Annotated in this window: 15 protein-coding genes; 9 read left to right on the plus strand and 6 right to left on the minus strand. The window is 61.6% G+C overall.

Annotated elements, in window-relative coordinates; translation table 11 throughout:
- The first annotated feature begins 173 nt into the window (after positions 1–173).
- Positions 174–920 (plus strand): SDR family oxidoreductase, encoded by a 747-nt coding sequence (locus LB536_RS23100; protein WP_224596670.1) that lies wholly within the window; start codon positions 174–176, stop codon positions 918–920.
- A gap of 19 nt (positions 921–939) precedes the next feature.
- Here the strand turns inward: LB536_RS23100 and LB536_RS23105 are convergent, their stop codons facing one another.
- The 3 genes from LB536_RS23105 to LB536_RS23115 form a co-directional block, all read right to left on the minus strand.
- On the minus strand, positions 940–1,824 hold the full coding sequence (locus LB536_RS23105; protein ID WP_224596673.1) for an SH3 domain-containing protein: 885 nt from the start codon (positions 1,822–1,824) through the stop codon (positions 940–942).
- Positions 1,825–2,209: 385 nt separating this feature from the next.
- Complete coding sequence (locus LB536_RS23110; protein ID WP_224596675.1) at positions 2,210–3,496, minus strand: NAD(P)/FAD-dependent oxidoreductase; 1,287 nt, start codon at positions 3,494–3,496, stop codon at positions 2,210–2,212.
- Positions 3,497–3,502: 6 nt separating this feature from the next.
- Entirely contained in the window at positions 3,503–4,939 is a 1,437-nt protein-coding gene (locus LB536_RS23115; RefSeq protein ID WP_181183054.1) for a glutamine synthetase family protein, read from the minus strand.
- 149 nt (positions 4,940–5,088) lie between these two features.
- On the opposite strand from LB536_RS23115, the gene LB536_RS23120 reads away from it, so the two are divergent.
- On the plus strand, positions 5,089–5,805 hold the full coding sequence (locus LB536_RS23120) for an HAD family hydrolase (RefSeq protein ID WP_224596679.1): 717 nt from the start codon (positions 5,089–5,091) through the stop codon (positions 5,803–5,805).
- 72 nt (positions 5,806–5,877) lie between these two features.
- Here the strand turns inward: LB536_RS23120 and LB536_RS23125 are convergent, their stop codons facing one another.
- From LB536_RS23125 to aceA, 3 genes are all read right to left on the minus strand, one after another.
- The gene (locus tag LB536_RS23125) at positions 5,878–6,282 is read right to left on the minus strand and encodes a response regulator (RefSeq protein ID WP_140758942.1); all 405 of its coding nucleotides are present in this window, start codon (positions 6,280–6,282) and stop codon (positions 5,878–5,880) included.
- A gap of 277 nt (positions 6,283–6,559) precedes the next feature.
- On the minus strand, positions 6,560–6,802 hold the full coding sequence (locus tag LB536_RS23130) for a hypothetical protein (RefSeq protein ID WP_006202762.1): 243 nt from the start codon (positions 6,800–6,802) through the stop codon (positions 6,560–6,562).
- 64 nt (positions 6,803–6,866) lie between these two features.
- Positions 6,867–8,156, minus strand: coding sequence for an isocitrate lyase (aceA, locus tag LB536_RS23135; RefSeq protein ID WP_140758943.1), 1,290 nt, complete (start codon positions 8,154–8,156; stop codon positions 6,867–6,869).
- Positions 8,157–8,393: 237 nt separating this feature from the next.
- Between aceA and LB536_RS23140 the strand changes: the two genes are divergently transcribed.
- The 7 genes from LB536_RS23140 (at position 8,394) to LB536_RS23170 (ending at position 16,443) form a co-directional block, all read left to right on the plus strand.
- Positions 8,394–9,842 (plus strand): short-chain fatty acyl-CoA regulator family protein, encoded by a 1,449-nt coding sequence (locus tag LB536_RS23140; RefSeq protein WP_140758944.1) that lies wholly within the window; start codon positions 8,394–8,396, stop codon positions 9,840–9,842.
- 152 nt (positions 9,843–9,994) lie between these two features.
- Entirely contained in the window at positions 9,995–10,894 is a 900-nt protein-coding gene (locus LB536_RS23145; RefSeq protein ID WP_224596681.1) for a DUF2167 domain-containing protein, read from the plus strand.
- Between the two features lie 140 nt (positions 10,895–11,034).
- A complete protein-coding gene (locus LB536_RS23150) occupies positions 11,035–12,006 on the plus strand; it encodes a DMT family transporter (protein WP_140758946.1) in 972 nt (323 codons plus the stop codon).
- 328 nt (positions 12,007–12,334) lie between these two features.
- Entirely contained in the window at positions 12,335–13,432 is a 1,098-nt protein-coding gene (locus LB536_RS23155; protein WP_224596684.1) for a polyamine ABC transporter substrate-binding protein, read from the plus strand.
- A 75-nt stretch (positions 13,433–13,507) separates the two neighbouring features.
- The gene (locus LB536_RS23160) at positions 13,508–14,650 is read left to right on the plus strand and encodes an ABC transporter ATP-binding protein (protein ID WP_224596686.1); all 1,143 of its coding nucleotides are present in this window, start codon (positions 13,508–13,510) and stop codon (positions 14,648–14,650) included.
- Between the two features lie 9 nt (positions 14,651–14,659).
- Positions 14,660–15,628, plus strand: coding sequence for an ABC transporter permease subunit (locus tag LB536_RS23165; protein WP_140758949.1), 969 nt, complete (start codon positions 14,660–14,662; stop codon positions 15,626–15,628).
- A complete protein-coding gene (locus tag LB536_RS23170) occupies positions 15,625–16,443 on the plus strand; it encodes an ABC transporter permease (protein ID WP_140758950.1) in 819 nt (272 codons plus the stop codon). The genes LB536_RS23165 and LB536_RS23170 overlap by 4 nt, the downstream gene beginning before the upstream one ends.
- Positions 16,444–16,465: the final 22 nt, after the last annotated feature.

Raw genomic sequence — 16,465 nt, forward strand, 5'->3', positions numbered from 1 at the left:
ACTGGCGCCACCTGGAGGCTTGTCGGTGGACGAAGACTCCGGAAGCTTTCGCAGTTGCAGCATAGAACGTGAATGTGACGAAAGCTAAGGGAGAAATCGTACCCGTCGCGGCACCGGCCGGGCTGTCACCCTTCCGTGCAAGCTGCGCGATGAACCCAGGGAGCGGTAAACGCATGCGTCTGGAAAACAAGGTCGCCATTATCACCGGTGCGGCATCAGGCTTCGGCGAAGGCATGGCCAAGCGCTTCGCGCAAGAGGGCGCCAGGGTCGTCGTTGCCGATCTCAACGCCAAGGGGGCGGAACGCGTCGCAGGCGAGATCGGAGCGGCGGCAATCTGGATGCAGACCGATGTCTCGTTGCGCTCCGAGTTCGACGAGATGGTCTATGCGGCCAAAAGCGCCTTCGGCCGCATCGACATCATGGTCAACAATGCCGGGTTCACCCATCGCAATGGCGACATGCTCAAGGTCGATGAGGAAACCTTCGACCTGATTGCATCAGTCAACATGAAGGCGATCTATCACGCCGCGCTTGCCGTCGTGCCGATCATGGACCGGCAGGGCGGTGGCGTCATCCTGACCACGGCGTCCACCGCTGGCCTGCGGCCTCGGCCCGGCCTCACATGGTACAATGCCTCGAAGGGCTGGGCGATCACCGCCACCAAGTCGATGGCGGTGGAGCTCGCGCCGAAGAACATCCGCGTCAACTGCCTCTGTCCGGTGGCCGGCGAGACCGGCATGCTGGAGAAATTCATGGGCGCCGATACGCCCGAGATCCGCGAGACATTCCGCGCCTCGATCCCGCTCGGGCGGCTGTCGACTCCGCTCGATATCGCCAATGCGGCGCTATGGCTGGCCTCGGATGAGGCCGCCTTCATCACCGGCGTGGCGCTGGAAGTCGATGGCGGGCGCTGCATCTGAATGCGGCGATCTTCGGATATTACGCGCCGGGCTTGACGTAGCTCTTGTACACCCAGCCGTGCTTGCCGTTGTAGACGATCTCGCACCACTTCTTGCAGCCTATCAGTTGCACTGAAGTCCGGGCAGGCACCGTGCCGATGGGGGTAGCGCCCTTCTTCGGAGCACTGCGCATGGTCACAGTCCTGAGAATATGGCCGCTGCCCGCCGCCGCCACCTTGTGCGGCTTCGCTTTGGCTGCGTTATCCCCGCCTTGTGCATTCGCGGGCTTTTGTTCCGGTGCTTGCGGCTGCGTCTCCGGAATGGCTGCGGTCTGCGCGCCATCGGGGTTGCTGCTATTCGCAGGCGGGTTCGACGCGGCAACCTTGGCAAGCTCGTCGGTGGCATCGGTATCGGCAGACGATTGGGCGAATGCTGCCGCTGTTTTGCCAGGCGCCGGCTCAGGCTGCTTGGTTACCTGGCCGGGGGCGGCTGTTTGATCGGGATCAGTTGCCGCGGCAGCAGCCTTCGGCTGTGCCCCGGTCCAGCGGGGATCATTGGCCGCAAGCGCTTGTATATTAACCGCCGCCGCTGCCATGGCCGGTGAGACCTGGCTGGACTTGCGCTCCGCCCGCGGCGTCACGGCCGCCGCAGTCACCGTCGTCCCGGAGGGGGGAACTTTCGTCGTCTTCACCGGAATGGCTGGAATGCTCTGCGCGGGGCTGGCGGCCGCTTGCCTCTCGCTGGTCGGCAATGCCAGCCAGAGTGCCACGGCGGCAACGCCGAGCAGTGCGGCGGTGCCGACCGCGGCAATGACCAGGTGCGAGTTCGAACGGACTCCCTGCCAGAATGACGGGCGCATGTCATAGCCGAACTGCATGGCAAAGCGCCGACGTTCCGGAGCACCGAAACTGAAGGGCTCTCTCACTCTTGCCACCTCCATAAGCGGGCCGGTGTTCTTTCGATCAGATATCGCAAATCATGCGTTCGATCAGCATCGGTCCAAAAACGCGGACAGGCCCGCAACAATCCCCGAACAATCGCCCAGATGCGGACCTTTCGCCCGCGATTGTGGCATCAGTACGCCATTACCAAGGATTCTGCGCCTTTGCCGGCAATTCCGCAATGTGTCGCCCGGGCAACAAATGTTACATGGATATTACAATATTACATGAGATCGTGATCGCATGGGATAACGGCCATCCAATCTCTGCCTAAAGCACGTCGCCTCGAAACGGACTTATACAACGCACTTTTAGATCTTGTTTTGATGCCGGTCGTTGTTCCCGAGCAGGTCACTTTTGCACGACGCATTAGATCCTGTCCCGCAGCGCGAACCAGTTGAGCGCGAGGAAAAGCAGCGGCGCGCGGAACCGGCGGCCGCCAGGAAATGGCGGAATTTTCAGCCCCTCGATCAGCTTCAGCCGGTCGCGGTTGCCGGCGACGGTTTCGGCATAGAGTTTGCCGAAGAAGTTGGACAGCATGACGCCGTGACCCGAATAGCCGCCGGCCGAGATCACATTCGGCATCACTTCGCGCACGAACGGCTTTCTCGGCACGGTGATGCCGACAAAACCGCCCCAGCCATGGGTGATCTCGACATCGCTCAGTGCCGGATAGAGTTCCGCGATCTGGCGGCGAATGTGGATGTGGATATCCTTCGGATCGTTGACGCCATAGACCTCGCGTCCACCGAACAGCAGCCGGCCATCCCTGGATTTGCGGAAATAGCGCACGACGAAACGGGAATCGTCGACCGATTCGCCCCCCGGCAGCACTTTCGAATCAGACCCCAGCGGCACGGTCGCGCCGATGAAGGATCCGATCGGCATTATGTGCGCGGCACTGACCGGCTCGAGCGTACCGCCATAGGCATTGACCGCGATCAGGCATTTCTGCGCCGAGATCGTCCCTCTCGGCGTGGAAACCTTGACCTTGCCCCCTGCGGAAATGATGCCGGTCGATGGCGTCCCTTCGAACAGGTGCGCGCCGGCCTGTGCCGCCACCCGCGCAGTGCCGATCACCAGTTTCATCGGATGGATGTGGCCGGTGCCGGTGTCGCGCGTGCCGCCGAAATAGGCGCTCGAGCCCAGCCGCTCCGCCGTCTCCTTCGCATCCATGAATGAGATGTGCGGGTAGGAAAAGCGATTGGCCATGATCTCGGAATGCGCCTTGTAATCATCGACATAGCGCGGCTTGTGCGCGACCGAAAGCTGGCCTGGCATGTAGTCGATATCGATCTGATTGACGGCCGCGAAGTCAAGCAGGTGGGCTTTGGCCTCCTCCGCGAGATCGAACAGTGCCTTGGCGCGGGAAAGGCCATATTCGGCCTCCAGATCCTCGGCCCAGGCGCGCTGCCCGGTGCCGAGCTGGCCGCCATTGCGCCCGGAAGCGCCATCGCCGAAGCGATGCGCCTCGATCAGCACCACGTCCGCTCCAGCCTTGGCCAGATAAACCGCCGCCGACAGGCCGGTAAACCCACCGCCGATGATGACGACATCGCAGGTCCGGTCGCCGTCGAGCAGCGGATATTCAGGCCGTGGCCCAGCCGTGTCCTCATACCAGGAGCGGCCGGGCGAAATTGGGGATTGATAGTTCATGACTGGTCAGACGTTGAGCAGCAGATATTCCCGCTCCCACGGACTGATCACTTCCATGAACGTCTCGAATTCCGCGCGCTTGATCGCGGCATAGGTGGCGGCGAAGGACTTGCCCAGCAGTGCGCCGAGTTCCTCGTCGCCTTCGAACAGGTCGACGGCTTCGAGCAGGCTGCGGGGCAGGTCGATCTCATCCGCGTTGGCGGTCGTCAGCACCGGCGGTTCGGCCTTGATCTTCCTGGTGATGCCGATCAGCCCGCAGGCGAGCGAGGCCGCCAGCGCCAGGTAGGGATTGGCGTCGGAGGACGGAATGCGGTTCTCGACGCGCCGCGCCGCGGGGTCGGAACGCGGCACGCGGAACGCCGTGGTACGGTTGTCGTAGCCCCATTTGTTGTTGACCGGAGCCGATGCCGCCTGCGTCAGCCGCCGGTAGGAGTTGACGTAGGGCGCGAACATCACCAACGCGTTCGGCACGTGCTTTTGCATGCCGCCGATGAAATGGAAGAAAGCCTCGGTTTCGGAACCATCCTCGGCCGAAAAGATGTTCCTGCCCGTCTTTTTGTCGACGATCGACTGGTGGATATGCATGGCCGAGCCCGGTTGGCCCTGGATCGGCTTGGCCATGAAGGTCGCGTAGATCTCGTGCTTGAGTGCCGCCTCACGGATGGTGCGCTTGAACATGAACACCTGGTCGGCCAGTTCGATCGGGTCGCCATGGCGCAGATTGATCTCGAGCTGGCCGGCACCCTCTTCGTGGATGAGCGTGTCGATCTCCAGCCCTTGGCTTTCGGAGAAATGGTAGATGTCGTCGATCAGTTCGTCGAACTCGTTGACGCCGGCGATCGAATAGCCGGCGCCGCCGCCGATCGCGCGCCCCGAGCGGCCGACGGGCGGGGTCAATGGATAGTCCGGGTCCGGATTCTTGCGCACGAGATAGAATTCGATCTCGGGCGCCACGACCGGCTTCAGCCCAAGCTTGTCATAGGCCGCCAGCACTCGTTTCAGCACATTGCGCGGCGTGAATTCGACCGAGCGGCCGTCCTGGTGGACGAGGTCGCAGATGACGGCGGCCGTCGGGTCTTCTTCCCAGGGCACCACGGTCAATGTCGACAGGTCGGGCATCAACTTGAGGTCGCCGTCGTCCTCCGGGTAATGAAAGCCGTTGCCGTCCTCCGGATAGCCGCCGGAAATCGTTGTCATGAAGACGGCCGAGGGCAGCGCCAGTGAAGTGTTGGAGGTGAATTTCTTCGACGGCATCATCTTGCCGCGCGCCACGCCGGCCTGATCGGGCGTGATGCATTCGATATCCTCGATGCCGCGCCATTCCAGCCAATCGCTGACTTCCTTCCAGTTCTTCACACCCCGCAGGTTTTTCACAAAGGCAGGCGTGCGCGCCCGTCCTCCGCGGCTCGACGGACGGACTTCCTTTTTTGCAGGCGGCATCATTCACCAGATTGGGTTGCGGATTTCGAAGTATAGCCGTGCCGCGCGATGGAAGGGAAGGGGAGCCACCGCCGGCATTTGCCGTTGCAGGTTGAAAATCGCCTGCCGGTCGGCTTAGGTTTGGTGTCTTCCCGCACTTTGAGAAGCCGGCGATGCGAACCAGCAGCGAACTGACCACGATCGGCTTCGATGCCGACGACACGCTTTGGCAGAACGAACAATTCTTCCGCATGACGGAAAAGCGCTTTGCCGCCATGCTGGCCGATCATGGTGAGGAGCAGCAGATCTCGGCGCGGCTGTTGGAGGCCGAGCGGCGCAACCTTGCGATCTATGGCTTCGGCATCAAGGGATTTACGCTCTCGATGATCGAAACGGCGATCCAGGTCACCGACGGGCGCGTGCCTGCCTCGGTCATATCGGAGGTGCTCGACGCCGGTCGCCAGATGCTGGGCCATCCGATCGAGCCCTTGCCGCATGCGCGCGAGACGGTCGAGAAACTCGCCGGCACCTTCCGCCTCGTGCTGATCACCAAGGGCGATCTGTTCGATCAGGAGCGCAAGCTCGCCGGCTCCGGGCTGGGCGACCTGTTCGACGCTGTCGAGATCGTCAGCGACAAGACTGCCGCGACCTATGCGCGCCTCTTCAACCGCCATGGCGACGGCCCGGCAAGGAGCATGATGGTTGGCAATTCGCTGAAGTCGGACGTGGTGCCCGCCATCGAGGCAGGCGGCTGGGGCGTTCATGTGCCGCACGAACTGACCTGGGTGCTCGAACATGTCGAGGCGCCGGTCGCAGAGCCGCGTTTCCGTCAGATATCCGATCTCGGTCAATTGCCGGAACTGATAGAAAGCATCGCGAAGTCGGGCTGATCGCGCCTTTGATTATTTGCCTTTTGCATAATTCCGGACGGAAAACCGCTGCACGACTTTCCCGGAATTGCCTCAGCGGCTGATCAGACGATCGATCACCGGTTGCAGCCGTTCGGGCGTGATCGGCTTGGCCACCACCACATCGACGACATTCGCCAGGCCAAGGCTCTCTGGCGTGCCATTCTTGGTTGAAAGCAGGATCACGGGAGGAAGCGATTTGCCCGAAGCCCGGCGCAACGTTTCGATGCCGGGCATCAGATGGTCGCAGTCCTTGTTGTCGGGACCGCCGTCGAGGACAATTGCTCCCGGCACCAGCGTCCGCAAGGTTTTCGCCGCGATATCCGGCGATTCCGAGATTGGTCTGAGCCCGGACCGCTCGACGATCTTCGATACGACGACCCGGTTGATCGGCGATTTCCCGACAACAAGCACCCGCGAGAGATCGCGGATCGTCTCCGTGCTTGAATCCCGAGTCATCAGATTCACATGTTTTGCGGTCTCGCCATCGCGATTCACTGGGCACCCAAGTCGGCCAAGAAGTTCGCCCCTATTTCAATGCAGAGTTGAATCTGGGCGACAATTGGCGTGAGATCGGACCCTATGTCAAGTTGAAATAAAAGAACCTGCTGTCGCCCTCCACAACAGTGGATTCAAGCAACAGTACTGTACTGCTCTGTCCATCGTTCGGTTGCGTAAAAATAAAATTCACCTGCGCATACATTGCGCAGGTGAAGGGCCGCTTGGACGATTCCGATCAGCCATGGCTCTGCTGCGTGACGATCACCGGGATCAGCAGATCGCCCCAATTGCCGTCGCCGCCATGGTGCCTTGCAGAGCGCACGAGCTCCACCGAGACGCCCGCCTCGACCGCCTTCATCACCGACTGGTTCAGCCTGTGCAGATCGTTGGCCAGCATGCGGATCGTCGCCTGCTGGTCGACGCTCATCGTGGTCGATTGCTCTTCCGCCCGTTCCTTGACACGGCTTATCGATGCCATTGGTCTTCTCCTATGTCCTTGCCCTCTCGGGCGTTTCCTCTGTTGGTCGTCTTTTTTGGCGAGCTCACTCCGCTGCCGGCTTGAACTGCGCGTGCTCGGTCGATTCATGCATGGCGGTGGTCGACGACCGGCCCCCGGTGATCGCCATCGAGACGGCATCGAAATAGCCGGTGCCGACCTCACGCTGGTGCTTGGTCGCGGTATAGCCATTGGCTTCCGCCGCGAATTCCGCTTCCTGCAACTCGGAATAGGCCGCCATCTGCCGCGCCTTATAGCCGCGGGCGAGTTCGAACATGCCGTAGTTGAGCTGGTGGAAGCCGGCCAGCGTAATGAACTGGAACTTGTAGCCCATGGCGCCCAGTTCCCGCTGGAACTTGGCGATCGTCGCGTCGTCGAGATTCTTCTTCCAGTTGAATGACGGCGAGCAATTATAGGCGAGCAGCTTGCCCGGATGGTGCCTGCGCACCCCCTCGGCGAATTTCTTGGCCTGGGCCAGGTCGGGCTTCGAGGTCTCGCACCAGATCAGGTCGGCGTGGGGCGCATAGGCAATGGCCCGCGCGATGCAAGGCTCGATGCCGTTCCTGACCTGATAGAAGCCTTCCACCGTACGGCCGGCATCATAGTCGACGAAGGGCTGGTCGCGCTCATCGATATCGGAAGTGAGCAGCTTTGCCGCTTCCGCGTCGGTCCGTGCCACGACCAGGGTGGGCGTGCCCATCACGTCGGCCGCGAGCCGCGCCGCGTTGAGGTTGCGGATGTGCGCCGCGGTCGGGATCAGCACCTTGCCGCCGAGATGGCCGCACTTCTTCTCCGACGCCAGCTGGTCCTCATAGTGGACGCCGGCGGCACCCGCCTCGATGAACGCCTTCATGATCTCGAAGGCGTTGAGCGGGCCGCCGAAGCCGGCTTCCGCATCGGCAACGATCGGCGCGAACCAGGTCTCGACGGAAAGCCCCTTGCCTTCGGAGGTCTCGATCTGGTCGGCGCGCTGCAGCGTGCGGTTGATACGCTTGACCAGTTCGGGCGCCGCATTGGCCGGATAGAGCGACTGGTCCGGATACATCGCCGAGGCGGTGTTCGCGTCGGCGGCAACCTGCCAGCCCGACAGATAGATCGCCTTCAGCCCCGCACGCACCTGCTGCATCGCCTGGTTGCCGGACATGGCGCCCAATGCATTGACGAAGTCCTCTTCGTGGATGAGCTTCCACAGCCGGTTGGCACCCATTTCGGCAAGGCTCTGTCTGATCTGCACGGAACCGCGCAGCCGCTTCACGTCCTCCGGCGAATAGGGGCGTTCAATGCCGTCGAAGCGGCCTTCAGGCGCCGAGGGGACAAGGTTGTAAAAATCAGTCATTGGTCGCTCCGAAGGGTTTCTGCGCGATGTCCGTGCGCCAGTTGTCGTGGGTACTTCTATGTGACTGAATTTACATTGCGCCGCAAAATGAGCCAGGAAAATCAGGAAATCCCACCGGATATAAGGGAAAATCTGTATTGTGTTTGACAGGGAGGCATTGTAAATTTGTCAATCCTGTAAAGGCAAGCAAGCCGGGATCGCGACTGATTTCATGTAATTTCCTGTCAAGGATAGTCGATGGCTGACCAGAAGATTTTCGCCGGGCCGCGCATTCGCCGCATCCGCAACGCCAAGGGCCTGACCCAGACGGCGATGGCCGAGGGGCTCGGCATCTCGCCCTCCTACCTCAACCTGATCGAGCGCAACCAGCGGCCGCTGACGGTGCAGCTGATCCTGAGGTTGGCCTCCGTCTACAAGGTCGATCCGCATGAGCTTCAGGGCGAGGCGAGGGGGTCGGTCGCTGGCCTGAAGGAGGTGTTCACCGATCCGCTGCTGGTCGGCGAGCTGCCGGGGGACCAGGAACTGATCGAGCTTGCCGAGGCGGCGCCCAATGCCTCCGCGGCGGTGATAAAACTGTTCCGCGCCTATCGCGAGCAGGCCGAGCGGCTGTCCGACATCAACGAGCTTCTGGCGCGCGAGGGCCGTGCGACCGCGCTCTCCGGCGCCCGGCTGCCGATCGACGAGGTGCACGAGATTTTCGAGCGGCGGCCGAACCATTTTTCCTCGCTCGAGGAAGAGGCCGAGGCGTTCACGTCGGTGCTCGATCCCGGCGACGACCTGTTTGGCGCCTTGAAGGCATGGCTGAGGCGCGAATACGGCATCGTGGTCAAGGTTCTGCCGGTCGCCACCATGCCGAACTGGCGCCGCCGCTACGACCGTCACTCGCAGCGCCTGTTCCTGTCCGAGCGCCTGTCGCCATTCGACCAGTTGCGTGAAGTCGCGATGGAGGCCTGCCTGATCCGCATGACGGTCGCGGTCGCCGGCGAGATCCAGGCGCTAAGGCTGGCCACGGACGAGGCGCGCCGCCTTGCCCGCTTCGAACTCGGCCGCTATGCCGCCCATGCGCTGATGATGCCTTACCAGCCCTTTCACGCGGCGGCCGTTCGCTCACGCTATGACATCGACGTCCTGCGCTCGCGCTTTGGCGTCTCCTTCGAGCAGGCGGCAAACCGCCTGACCATGCTGCAGCGGCAAGGTGCTTCTGGCGTGCCCTTCTTCATGCTCGAGGTCGACAATGCCGGAAATCGCTTTCGCAAGGCCGGCAGCCAGGGCTTTCCGCAAAGCCGATTTGGCGGCGGCTGTCCCAAGCTTCCCGTGCATGTCGCCTTCACCCAACCCGGCCAGATCTTCGTCGAGGCGGTGGAAATGCCCGACGGCGCCGAGTTCCTGTGCATCGCCCGCACGCTGGAAGGACCGCAAGGCGCATTCTCCGAACGCCCGCGCCGCACGGCACTGCTGCTTGGCTGCGACATCGGTTTTCGCGACGACATCGTCTATGGCGCGGCCCTGCCCGGCACGGCAGTCGGCCCGAAGGTAGGGGCGGTCACCATCGCGGCGACGCCCATCGGACCGGCCTGCCGGCTTTGCGAGCGTGTCGGCTGCCTGGCGCGCGCCGAGCCGCCGGTGACCCGCCCCCTCGGCCTCGACGAGATGGTGACCGGCCTGAGCGCGTTCGATTTTCAGTAAGATCGGCGCCGGTGGAGAGCATGGTGGGGCAGGTTCTTCTTTGGTTGTGCAAACAACAAGCCTTCACGCGCCCAACATTGCGAGCAACAATATTGATTGAGCATTGGTAGTAGGATATCAAACCTCTAGCTGCGGATCGGCGGGGGGTATTGATGGGCAGGACGGTTCTTTGGGTTGGTCTGGGCCTTGCCCTGGCGATCTCGCCCGCATTTGCGGAGAAATCCTCGGGATTCTTCAAGTCCTATGAAGCTTACAATGATGCCGGCAAGGCGTTCTTGGATAAGATTGATCCGAAGATCGGCGCGGTGGACCTTGCCGAAGGTGTGCATCTCAATCTCGGAGATAAGTTCTACTTTCTGAGCAAGAAAGATACGGTCTCGGTCCTGACCGAGGCTTGGGGCAATCCACCCGCTTCGGCTTCCGATGCCGTCGGCATGATCTTTCCAGCCAAATACGATCCCCTCTCGGACGGCAATTGGGGGATAGAACTGCGATGGGAAAAGATAGGCCATGTCGATGATGGCGATGCCGCATCAATCGATTATGGCGATCTGCTGCACAGCATGCAGGCGGACACCTTGTCGGGCAATGACCAAAGGCTGAAGGACGGCTTTCCGCCCATTACGCTCATTGGTTGGGCCTCACCGCCGGTCTATGATGCGGCAAACAAGCGTTTGCACTGGGCCAAGGAATTGCAATTCGGAAACGATAGCGTTCACACGCTCAACTACGACGTCCGTTTTCTGGGCAGGGAAGGCGTTTTCGTAATGAGCTATATCGCCACGGTGGAGCAGTTGCCGGAGATAAGGCAGAGCCTGGACGAAGTCCTTGGTCTTGCTGTCTTCAATGACGGAAAAAAGTACACGGATTTCACACCGGGCGCCGATACGGTCGCGGCAGTCGGCATTGGCGGCCTGATAGCCGGAAAATTGGCGGCAAAGGCAGGTCTTATCGCTGTGGCGCTCATTGCGCTGAAAAAATTTGGCCTGATCCTGCTAGTCCCTTTGGCGGGTCTCTGGAGCCTCATTCGCGGCAAGAAAAACACTTCGTAAGGTTGGTCAAGCCTTGCAGTGCGCCAAACGGAGCGCCGCACTGGATCATCCCCGGTCTGCACCTTTGCGTTACGTGAACAGAGTAGTTTTTTGTCGTCCCTTGCGCATCGTCCCGTCCACAAAAGCTCGACAGTCGCGCCATGACAGACACGGCATCATCTCCGACCCTTGTTGCATCGACCGGCCTTGCTACCCCGACTGTCTCGCCGCGCGAGGAACGCGTCGGCATGCTTCTGGTCTTCCTGTCGGCGCTGATGTGGAGTTTCGGCGGCACCATCGCCCGCTTCATAGGCGTCGGTGACAGCTGGACCGTTATTTTCTGGCGCTCCGTTTGGGCTGCCGCCTTCCTGCTCTGCTTCATGGTCTGGCGTGACGGCTGGCGCGGCATGGTGAAGTCATTCCGGCACATGGGCCTGCCAGGCATTGCGGTGGGATTCTGCTTCGCCATCGCGTCGACCTCGTTCGTCGTGGCGCTTGCCTACACCACCGTCGCCAACATCCTCTTGATGCAGGCCGGCGTGCCGCTCCTGGCGGCCTTGTTTGCCTGGGCGCTGTTTCGCGAACGGGTAACCGTCGCAACCTGGATGGCGATTGCCGCCGTCATCGCCGGCGTCGCCATCATGGTCTCTGAATCTCTTGACGGCGCCGTCTCGCCCATAGGCGATGGACTGGCGCTGCTGATCGCGTTCATGTTCTCGATCGCCACCGTCATCACTCGGCGCTTCTCCAGCGTGCGCATGACGCCGGCGACCTGTCTGGGCACGATCCTGGCGGCGGGCTTCGCTGCCTCGCAGGCCTCGATCTTCATGGTGTCGGTCGGCGACATGGGCTTTCTCTTCGTCTTCGGCGTGGTCAATCTCGGCCTTGGCCTTGCTTTCTTCGCCACCGGCGCGCGCCTGATCCCGGCGGCGATCGCGGCACTGCTCGGTACGTTCGAGCCGATCCTGGGGCCAATATGGGTCTGGCTCATCCATTCCGAGGTGCCGTCCGGGCGCACCATCATCGGCGGCGCGGTGGTGGTCACGGCGCTGCTTGTCCATATTGGGCTCGAATTCAAGCGCCAGGCGCGACCGCAGCGGGCGGGGGTCACCGGAGTACCTTCGCCTAATTGATGCCGGCGCCGAAGCTTTGCCCATTGACAACGTCGCTGCCGCCCGGGCAGGCTGGGAACACGGCAACAACAAGACAGGCTTATCTTGCCAAGTCTCCCCGGCGGCTCGATCGAGACCGGACCACATTCTTGTATCTCTCTCCGCGCGGCGGCGAAAGCTTCTGACGGCACCGCAATTCCTTCCCGCCCCGAACGACCGGGTGGCGGCAGGCGGCGTGCCGGATGGTGCTTGTCGATCCCTGGAAAGCCCAATAGTCTGAAGCAAATGCCCGGCCGCGCGAGCATGTCGCGACGCGCCGGCGATGGAACACTCACCAAAGGAGAATAGCATGATCCGCAAAGCGCTCTGGCTTTCGGCAACCTCGGTATTTCTGGTGCTTTTGACACCCGCTGGTCACGCCGCGGACCGCGTCGTCAACGTCTTCAACTGGTCTGACTATATCGACAGTTCGATCATCGATGACTTCACCAAGAAGACTGGCATCAAGGTCGTCTACGACACCTTCGATTCCAACGAAATCCTCGAAACCAAACTGCTCGCCGGCGGCAGTGGTTACGACGTCGTCGTGCCGAGCGGCAATTTCCTCGCCCGCCAGATCCAGGCCGGTGTGTTCCAGAAGCTCGACAAGTCGAAGCTGCCGAACCTCTCCAACATGTGGGATACGGTTACGGAGCGCACCGCCAAATACGACCCCGGCAACGAATACTCGGTCAATTACATGTGGGGAACGGTCGGCATCGGCTACAACACCAAGAAAGTGCAGGCAGCGCTCGGCACCGACAAGATCGACAGCTGGGATACCTTCTTCAATCCGGACAGCCTGGCCAAATTGAAGGATTGCGGCGTCTATGTGCTGGATTCTCCCTCCGACATCCTGCCGGCGGCCCTGAAATATCTCGGTCTGGACCCCAACAGCACCTCGCCAGACGATATCGCCAAGGCCGAGGAAGCTCTTCTCAAGATCCGTCCCTACATCAGGAAATTCCACTCGTCCGAATACATCAACGCACTTGCCAATGGCGATATCTGCCTGGCGGTCGGCTGGTCGGGTGACGTGTTCCAGGCTCGCAACCGGGCGGTCGAAGCCAAGCAAGGCGTGGAGATCGGCTATTCCGTGCCGAAGGAAGGCGCCCAGATGTGGTTCGATCAGATGGCGATCCCCGCCGATGCGCCGCATGTCGCCGAGGCGCTCGAATTCATCAACTACATGATGACGCCGGAAGTGATTGCGAAGTCGTCGAACTATGTCCTTTATGCCAACGGCAACAAGGCATCGCAGCAGTTCGTCGACAAGGCGCTGCTCGACGACCCGTCGGTCTATCCGGACGCCGCGACCTTGCAGAAGCTCTATACCACCCAGCCTTACGATCCCAAGACGCAGCGCATCATCACGCGCAGCTGGACCAAGATCGTCACCGGCCAGTAGGCAATCCGACGCGACCCCGGCAGCCAACTGCCGGGGTCGATTTCTGTTGGGGAACGAAAAAGTACGGAGTGGGATATGAAATCGCTTGGCAGCATCCGCAGGGACTTCGCGCCATGGAACGACCCGAACGCCAAGCCTTATATCCAGTTCGACAACGTCAGCAAGAAGTTCGGTGACTTCACCGCCGTCAACAATCTGTCGCTGACCATTTTCGAGCGTGAATTCTTCGCCTTGCTTGGTGCCTCGGGTTGCGGAAAGTCGACGCTGCTCAGGATGCTTGCCGGCTTCGAGGAACCGACGGCCGGCCGCATCCTGCTCGATGGCCAGGATCTGCACGGCATTCCGCCCTATCGCCGGCCGGTCAACATGATGTTCCAGTCCTATGCCTTGTTCCCGCATATGACGGTCGAGAACAACATCGCCTTTGGCCTCAAGCAGGAAGGCATGCCGAAGCCCGACATCGGAAAGCGCGTCGCCGACATGCTGAAACTGGTCAAGCTCGAGCAGTTCGCCAAACGCAAGCCGCACCAGCTCTCCGGCGGCCAGCGCCAGCGCGTCGCGCTTGCCCGCTCGGTCGCCAAGCGACCGAAGGTGCTTCTGCTGGACGAGCCGCTCGGCGCGCTCGACAAGAAGCTGCGCGAGGAAACCCAGTTCGAACTGATGGATCTGCAGCAGGAGCTTGGTCTCACCTTCGTCGTCGTCACCCATGACCAGGAAGAGGCGATGACGATGGCCGATCGCATCGCCATCATGGACAAGGGCGAGGTCATGCAGGTTGCGACGCCGCCGGAAGTCTACGAAGCCCCGACGTCGCGGTTCGTCGCCCATTTCGTAGGCAACGTGAACATGTTCGAGGGCAAGGTTGCCGAGCGCACCGACAAGACAACGCGCATCACCGGCGCGACCGGAGCCCAGATCGTCGTCGAAAATGGTGGCGCGAACGCTAAGGCCGATGCCAATATCGTCTTCGCCATCAGGCCGGAGAAGATCAAGGTCTCGTCGAAGAAGCCGGCCGACGCCGTCAACGCGCTGGAGGGCGAGGTTTACGACATCGCCTATCTCGGCGACATGACCGTCTATCACGTCAGGCTGGACGATGGGCAGATCGTGCGGGCAAGCGCCATGAACGCGGCCCGTGTGACTGCGGATCCGCTGACCTGGAACGACCGTGCCTGGGTGTCCTTCCGGCCCGACGCCGGCGTCGTGCTGGCGCGGTAAGGGGCGGTCATGTCCAATATCGCCGTCGCCGATGCCGCCGCGCCATCGACTGCCGCCAATCCGTTCCTGACGCGTTTGGGTGCCGGCTTCGTCAGCCGGCTCGTCATCATCGTTCCCTATCTCTGGCTGCTGTTCTTCTTTCTCGTCCCCTTCGTCATCGTCTTCAAGATCTCGCTGTCACAGACGGCTATCGCCATGCCGCCCTACACGCCGGTGCTCGATCTCAGGGACGGCGTTTCCGGCTTCTTCGCCGGCTTTCGCGACCTCAACTTCGACAATTATGTATGGCTGACGCAGGACGCTCTCTATTTCAAGGCGTACCTCACCAGCGTCGTCATCGCTGCCACTTCCACGGTGCTGACCTTGCTGGTTGGCTATCCCATAGCCTATGGCATGGCCCGCGCCCCGGCCACGATCCGCCCGACATTGCTGATGCTGGTCATCCTGCCGTTCTGGACGTCGTTCCTGATCCGCGTCTATGCCTGGATCGGTATCCTGAAGCCCGAGGGCCTGCTCAACCAGTTGCTCTTGTCGCTACACATCGTCAACCAGCCGCTGGTGATCCTCAACACCTACACGGCCATCTTCATCGGCATCGTCTATTCCTACCTACCGTTCATGGTGCTGCCGCTTTATTCGTCGTTGGAAAAGATGGACTACTCGCTGATCGAGGCGGCCAAGGATCTCGGCTGTCCGCCGACCGCTGCCTTCTGGAAGATCACCTTTCCGCTGTCCCTGCCCGGCGTCATCGCCGGCTGCCTGCTTGTGTTCATCCCGGCGGTGGGCGAATTCGTCATTCCCGACCTGCTCGGCGGCTCGCAGACGCTGATGATCGGCAAGACGCTGTGGAACGAGTTCTTCGCCAATCGTGACTGGCCGGTGTCGTCGGCCGTTGCCGTCATCCTGCTGTTGCTGCTTATCGTACCGATCGTGTTGTTCCAGCATGCCCAGGCCCGCGCGCAGGAGCAGGACAAATGAACACCACCTGGAGCCGCTTCAACATCACCTCGATCACGCTCGGTTTTGCCTTTCTCTATTTGCCGATCGTGCTGCTCGTCGTCTTCTCCTTCAACGAGTCCAAGCTCGTCACCGTCTGGGGCGGCTTTTCCACCAAATGGTACGTATCGCTGTTCCACAATCAGGGCCTGATGGACGCCGCATGGGTGACCATCCGCGTCGGTCTGATTTCAGCGACGGTGGCCACGGTTCTCGGCACTATGGGAGCCCTGGCGCTGACCCGCTACACACGCTTCCGGGGCAGGGTCCTGTTCTCCGGCATGATCTTCGCACCATTGGTCATGCCTGATGTCATTACCGGCCTGTCGCTGCTCCTGCTGTTTGTCGCCATCGGCATGGATCGCGGCATGACGACCGTGATCCTCGCGCATATCACCTTCACTATGTGCTTTGTCGCGGTCGTCGTGCAGTCGCGGCTTGTCAGCTTCGATCGCTCGCTGGAAGAAGCCGCCATGGATCTTGGTGCGCCGCCGGTGAAGACCTTCTTCCAGATCACGCTGCCGGTCATTCTGCCGGCGATCGTGTCCGGCTGGATGCTGGCCTTCACGCTGTCACTGGACGACCTGGTCATCGCCAGCTTTGCTTCGGGTCCTGGCGCCACCACGCTGCCGATGAAGATCTACAGCCAGGTCCGTCTCGGCGTGACGCCGGAGATCAATGCCGCCTGCACCCTTCTGATCGCGATCGTCACGGTTGGCGTCGTCATCGCTTCGGTCGCCAACAAGCGGCGCGAGGTGCAGCGGCAGCTTGACGAGCGCGCCGCGCAGCGCGGGTAGGAGCTGCGCTTCGGGCGCAAGG

Origin of the sequence: Mesorhizobium sp. ES1-3 (genome assembly GCF_020164795.1) — a bacterium.
GTDB lineage: Bacteria > Pseudomonadota > Alphaproteobacteria > Rhizobiales > Rhizobiaceae > Mesorhizobium.

What these genes read in the sequence shown, in the direction of transcription:
- LB536_RS23110 (WP_224596675.1), bottom strand. Translation starts at nt 3,496, where the DNA reads ATGAACTATCAATCCCCAATTTCGCCCGGCCGCTCCTGGTATGAGGAC.
- LB536_RS23100 (WP_224596670.1), top strand. Translation starts at nt 174, where the DNA reads ATGCGTCTGGAAAACAAGGTCGCCATTATCACCGGTGCGGCATCAGGC.
- LB536_RS23140 (WP_140758944.1), top strand. Translation starts at nt 8,394, where the DNA reads ATGGCTGACCAGAAGATTTTCGCCGGGCCGCGCATTCGCCGCATCCGC.
- LB536_RS23130 (WP_006202762.1), bottom strand. Translation starts at nt 6,802, where the DNA reads ATGGCATCGATAAGCCGTGTCAAGGAACGGGCGGAAGAGCAATCGACC.
- LB536_RS23170 (WP_140758950.1), top strand. Translation starts at nt 15,625, where the DNA reads ATGAACACCACCTGGAGCCGCTTCAACATCACCTCGATCACGCTCGGT.
- LB536_RS23120 (WP_224596679.1), top strand. Translation starts at nt 5,089, where the DNA reads ATGCGAACCAGCAGCGAACTGACCACGATCGGCTTCGATGCCGACGAC.
- LB536_RS23160 (WP_224596686.1), top strand. Translation starts at nt 13,508, where the DNA reads ATGAAATCGCTTGGCAGCATCCGCAGGGACTTCGCGCCATGGAACGAC.
- LB536_RS23155 (WP_224596684.1), top strand. Translation starts at nt 12,335, where the DNA reads ATGATCCGCAAAGCGCTCTGGCTTTCGGCAACCTCGGTATTTCTGGTG.
- LB536_RS23145 (WP_224596681.1), top strand. Translation starts at nt 9,995, where the DNA reads ATGGGCAGGACGGTTCTTTGGGTTGGTCTGGGCCTTGCCCTGGCGATC.
- LB536_RS23115 (WP_181183054.1), bottom strand. Translation starts at nt 4,939, where the DNA reads ATGATGCCGCCTGCAAAAAAGGAAGTCCGTCCGTCGAGCCGCGGAGGA.
- LB536_RS23150 (WP_140758946.1), top strand. Translation starts at nt 11,035, where the DNA reads ATGACAGACACGGCATCATCTCCGACCCTTGTTGCATCGACCGGCCTT.
- LB536_RS23165 (WP_140758949.1), top strand. Translation starts at nt 14,660, where the DNA reads ATGTCCAATATCGCCGTCGCCGATGCCGCCGCGCCATCGACTGCCGCC.
- aceA (WP_140758943.1), bottom strand. Translation starts at nt 8,156, where the DNA reads ATGACTGATTTTTACAACCTTGTCCCCTCGGCGCCTGAAGGCCGCTTC.
- LB536_RS23125 (WP_140758942.1), bottom strand. Translation starts at nt 6,282, where the DNA reads ATGACTCGGGATTCAAGCACGGAGACGATCCGCGATCTCTCGCGGGTG.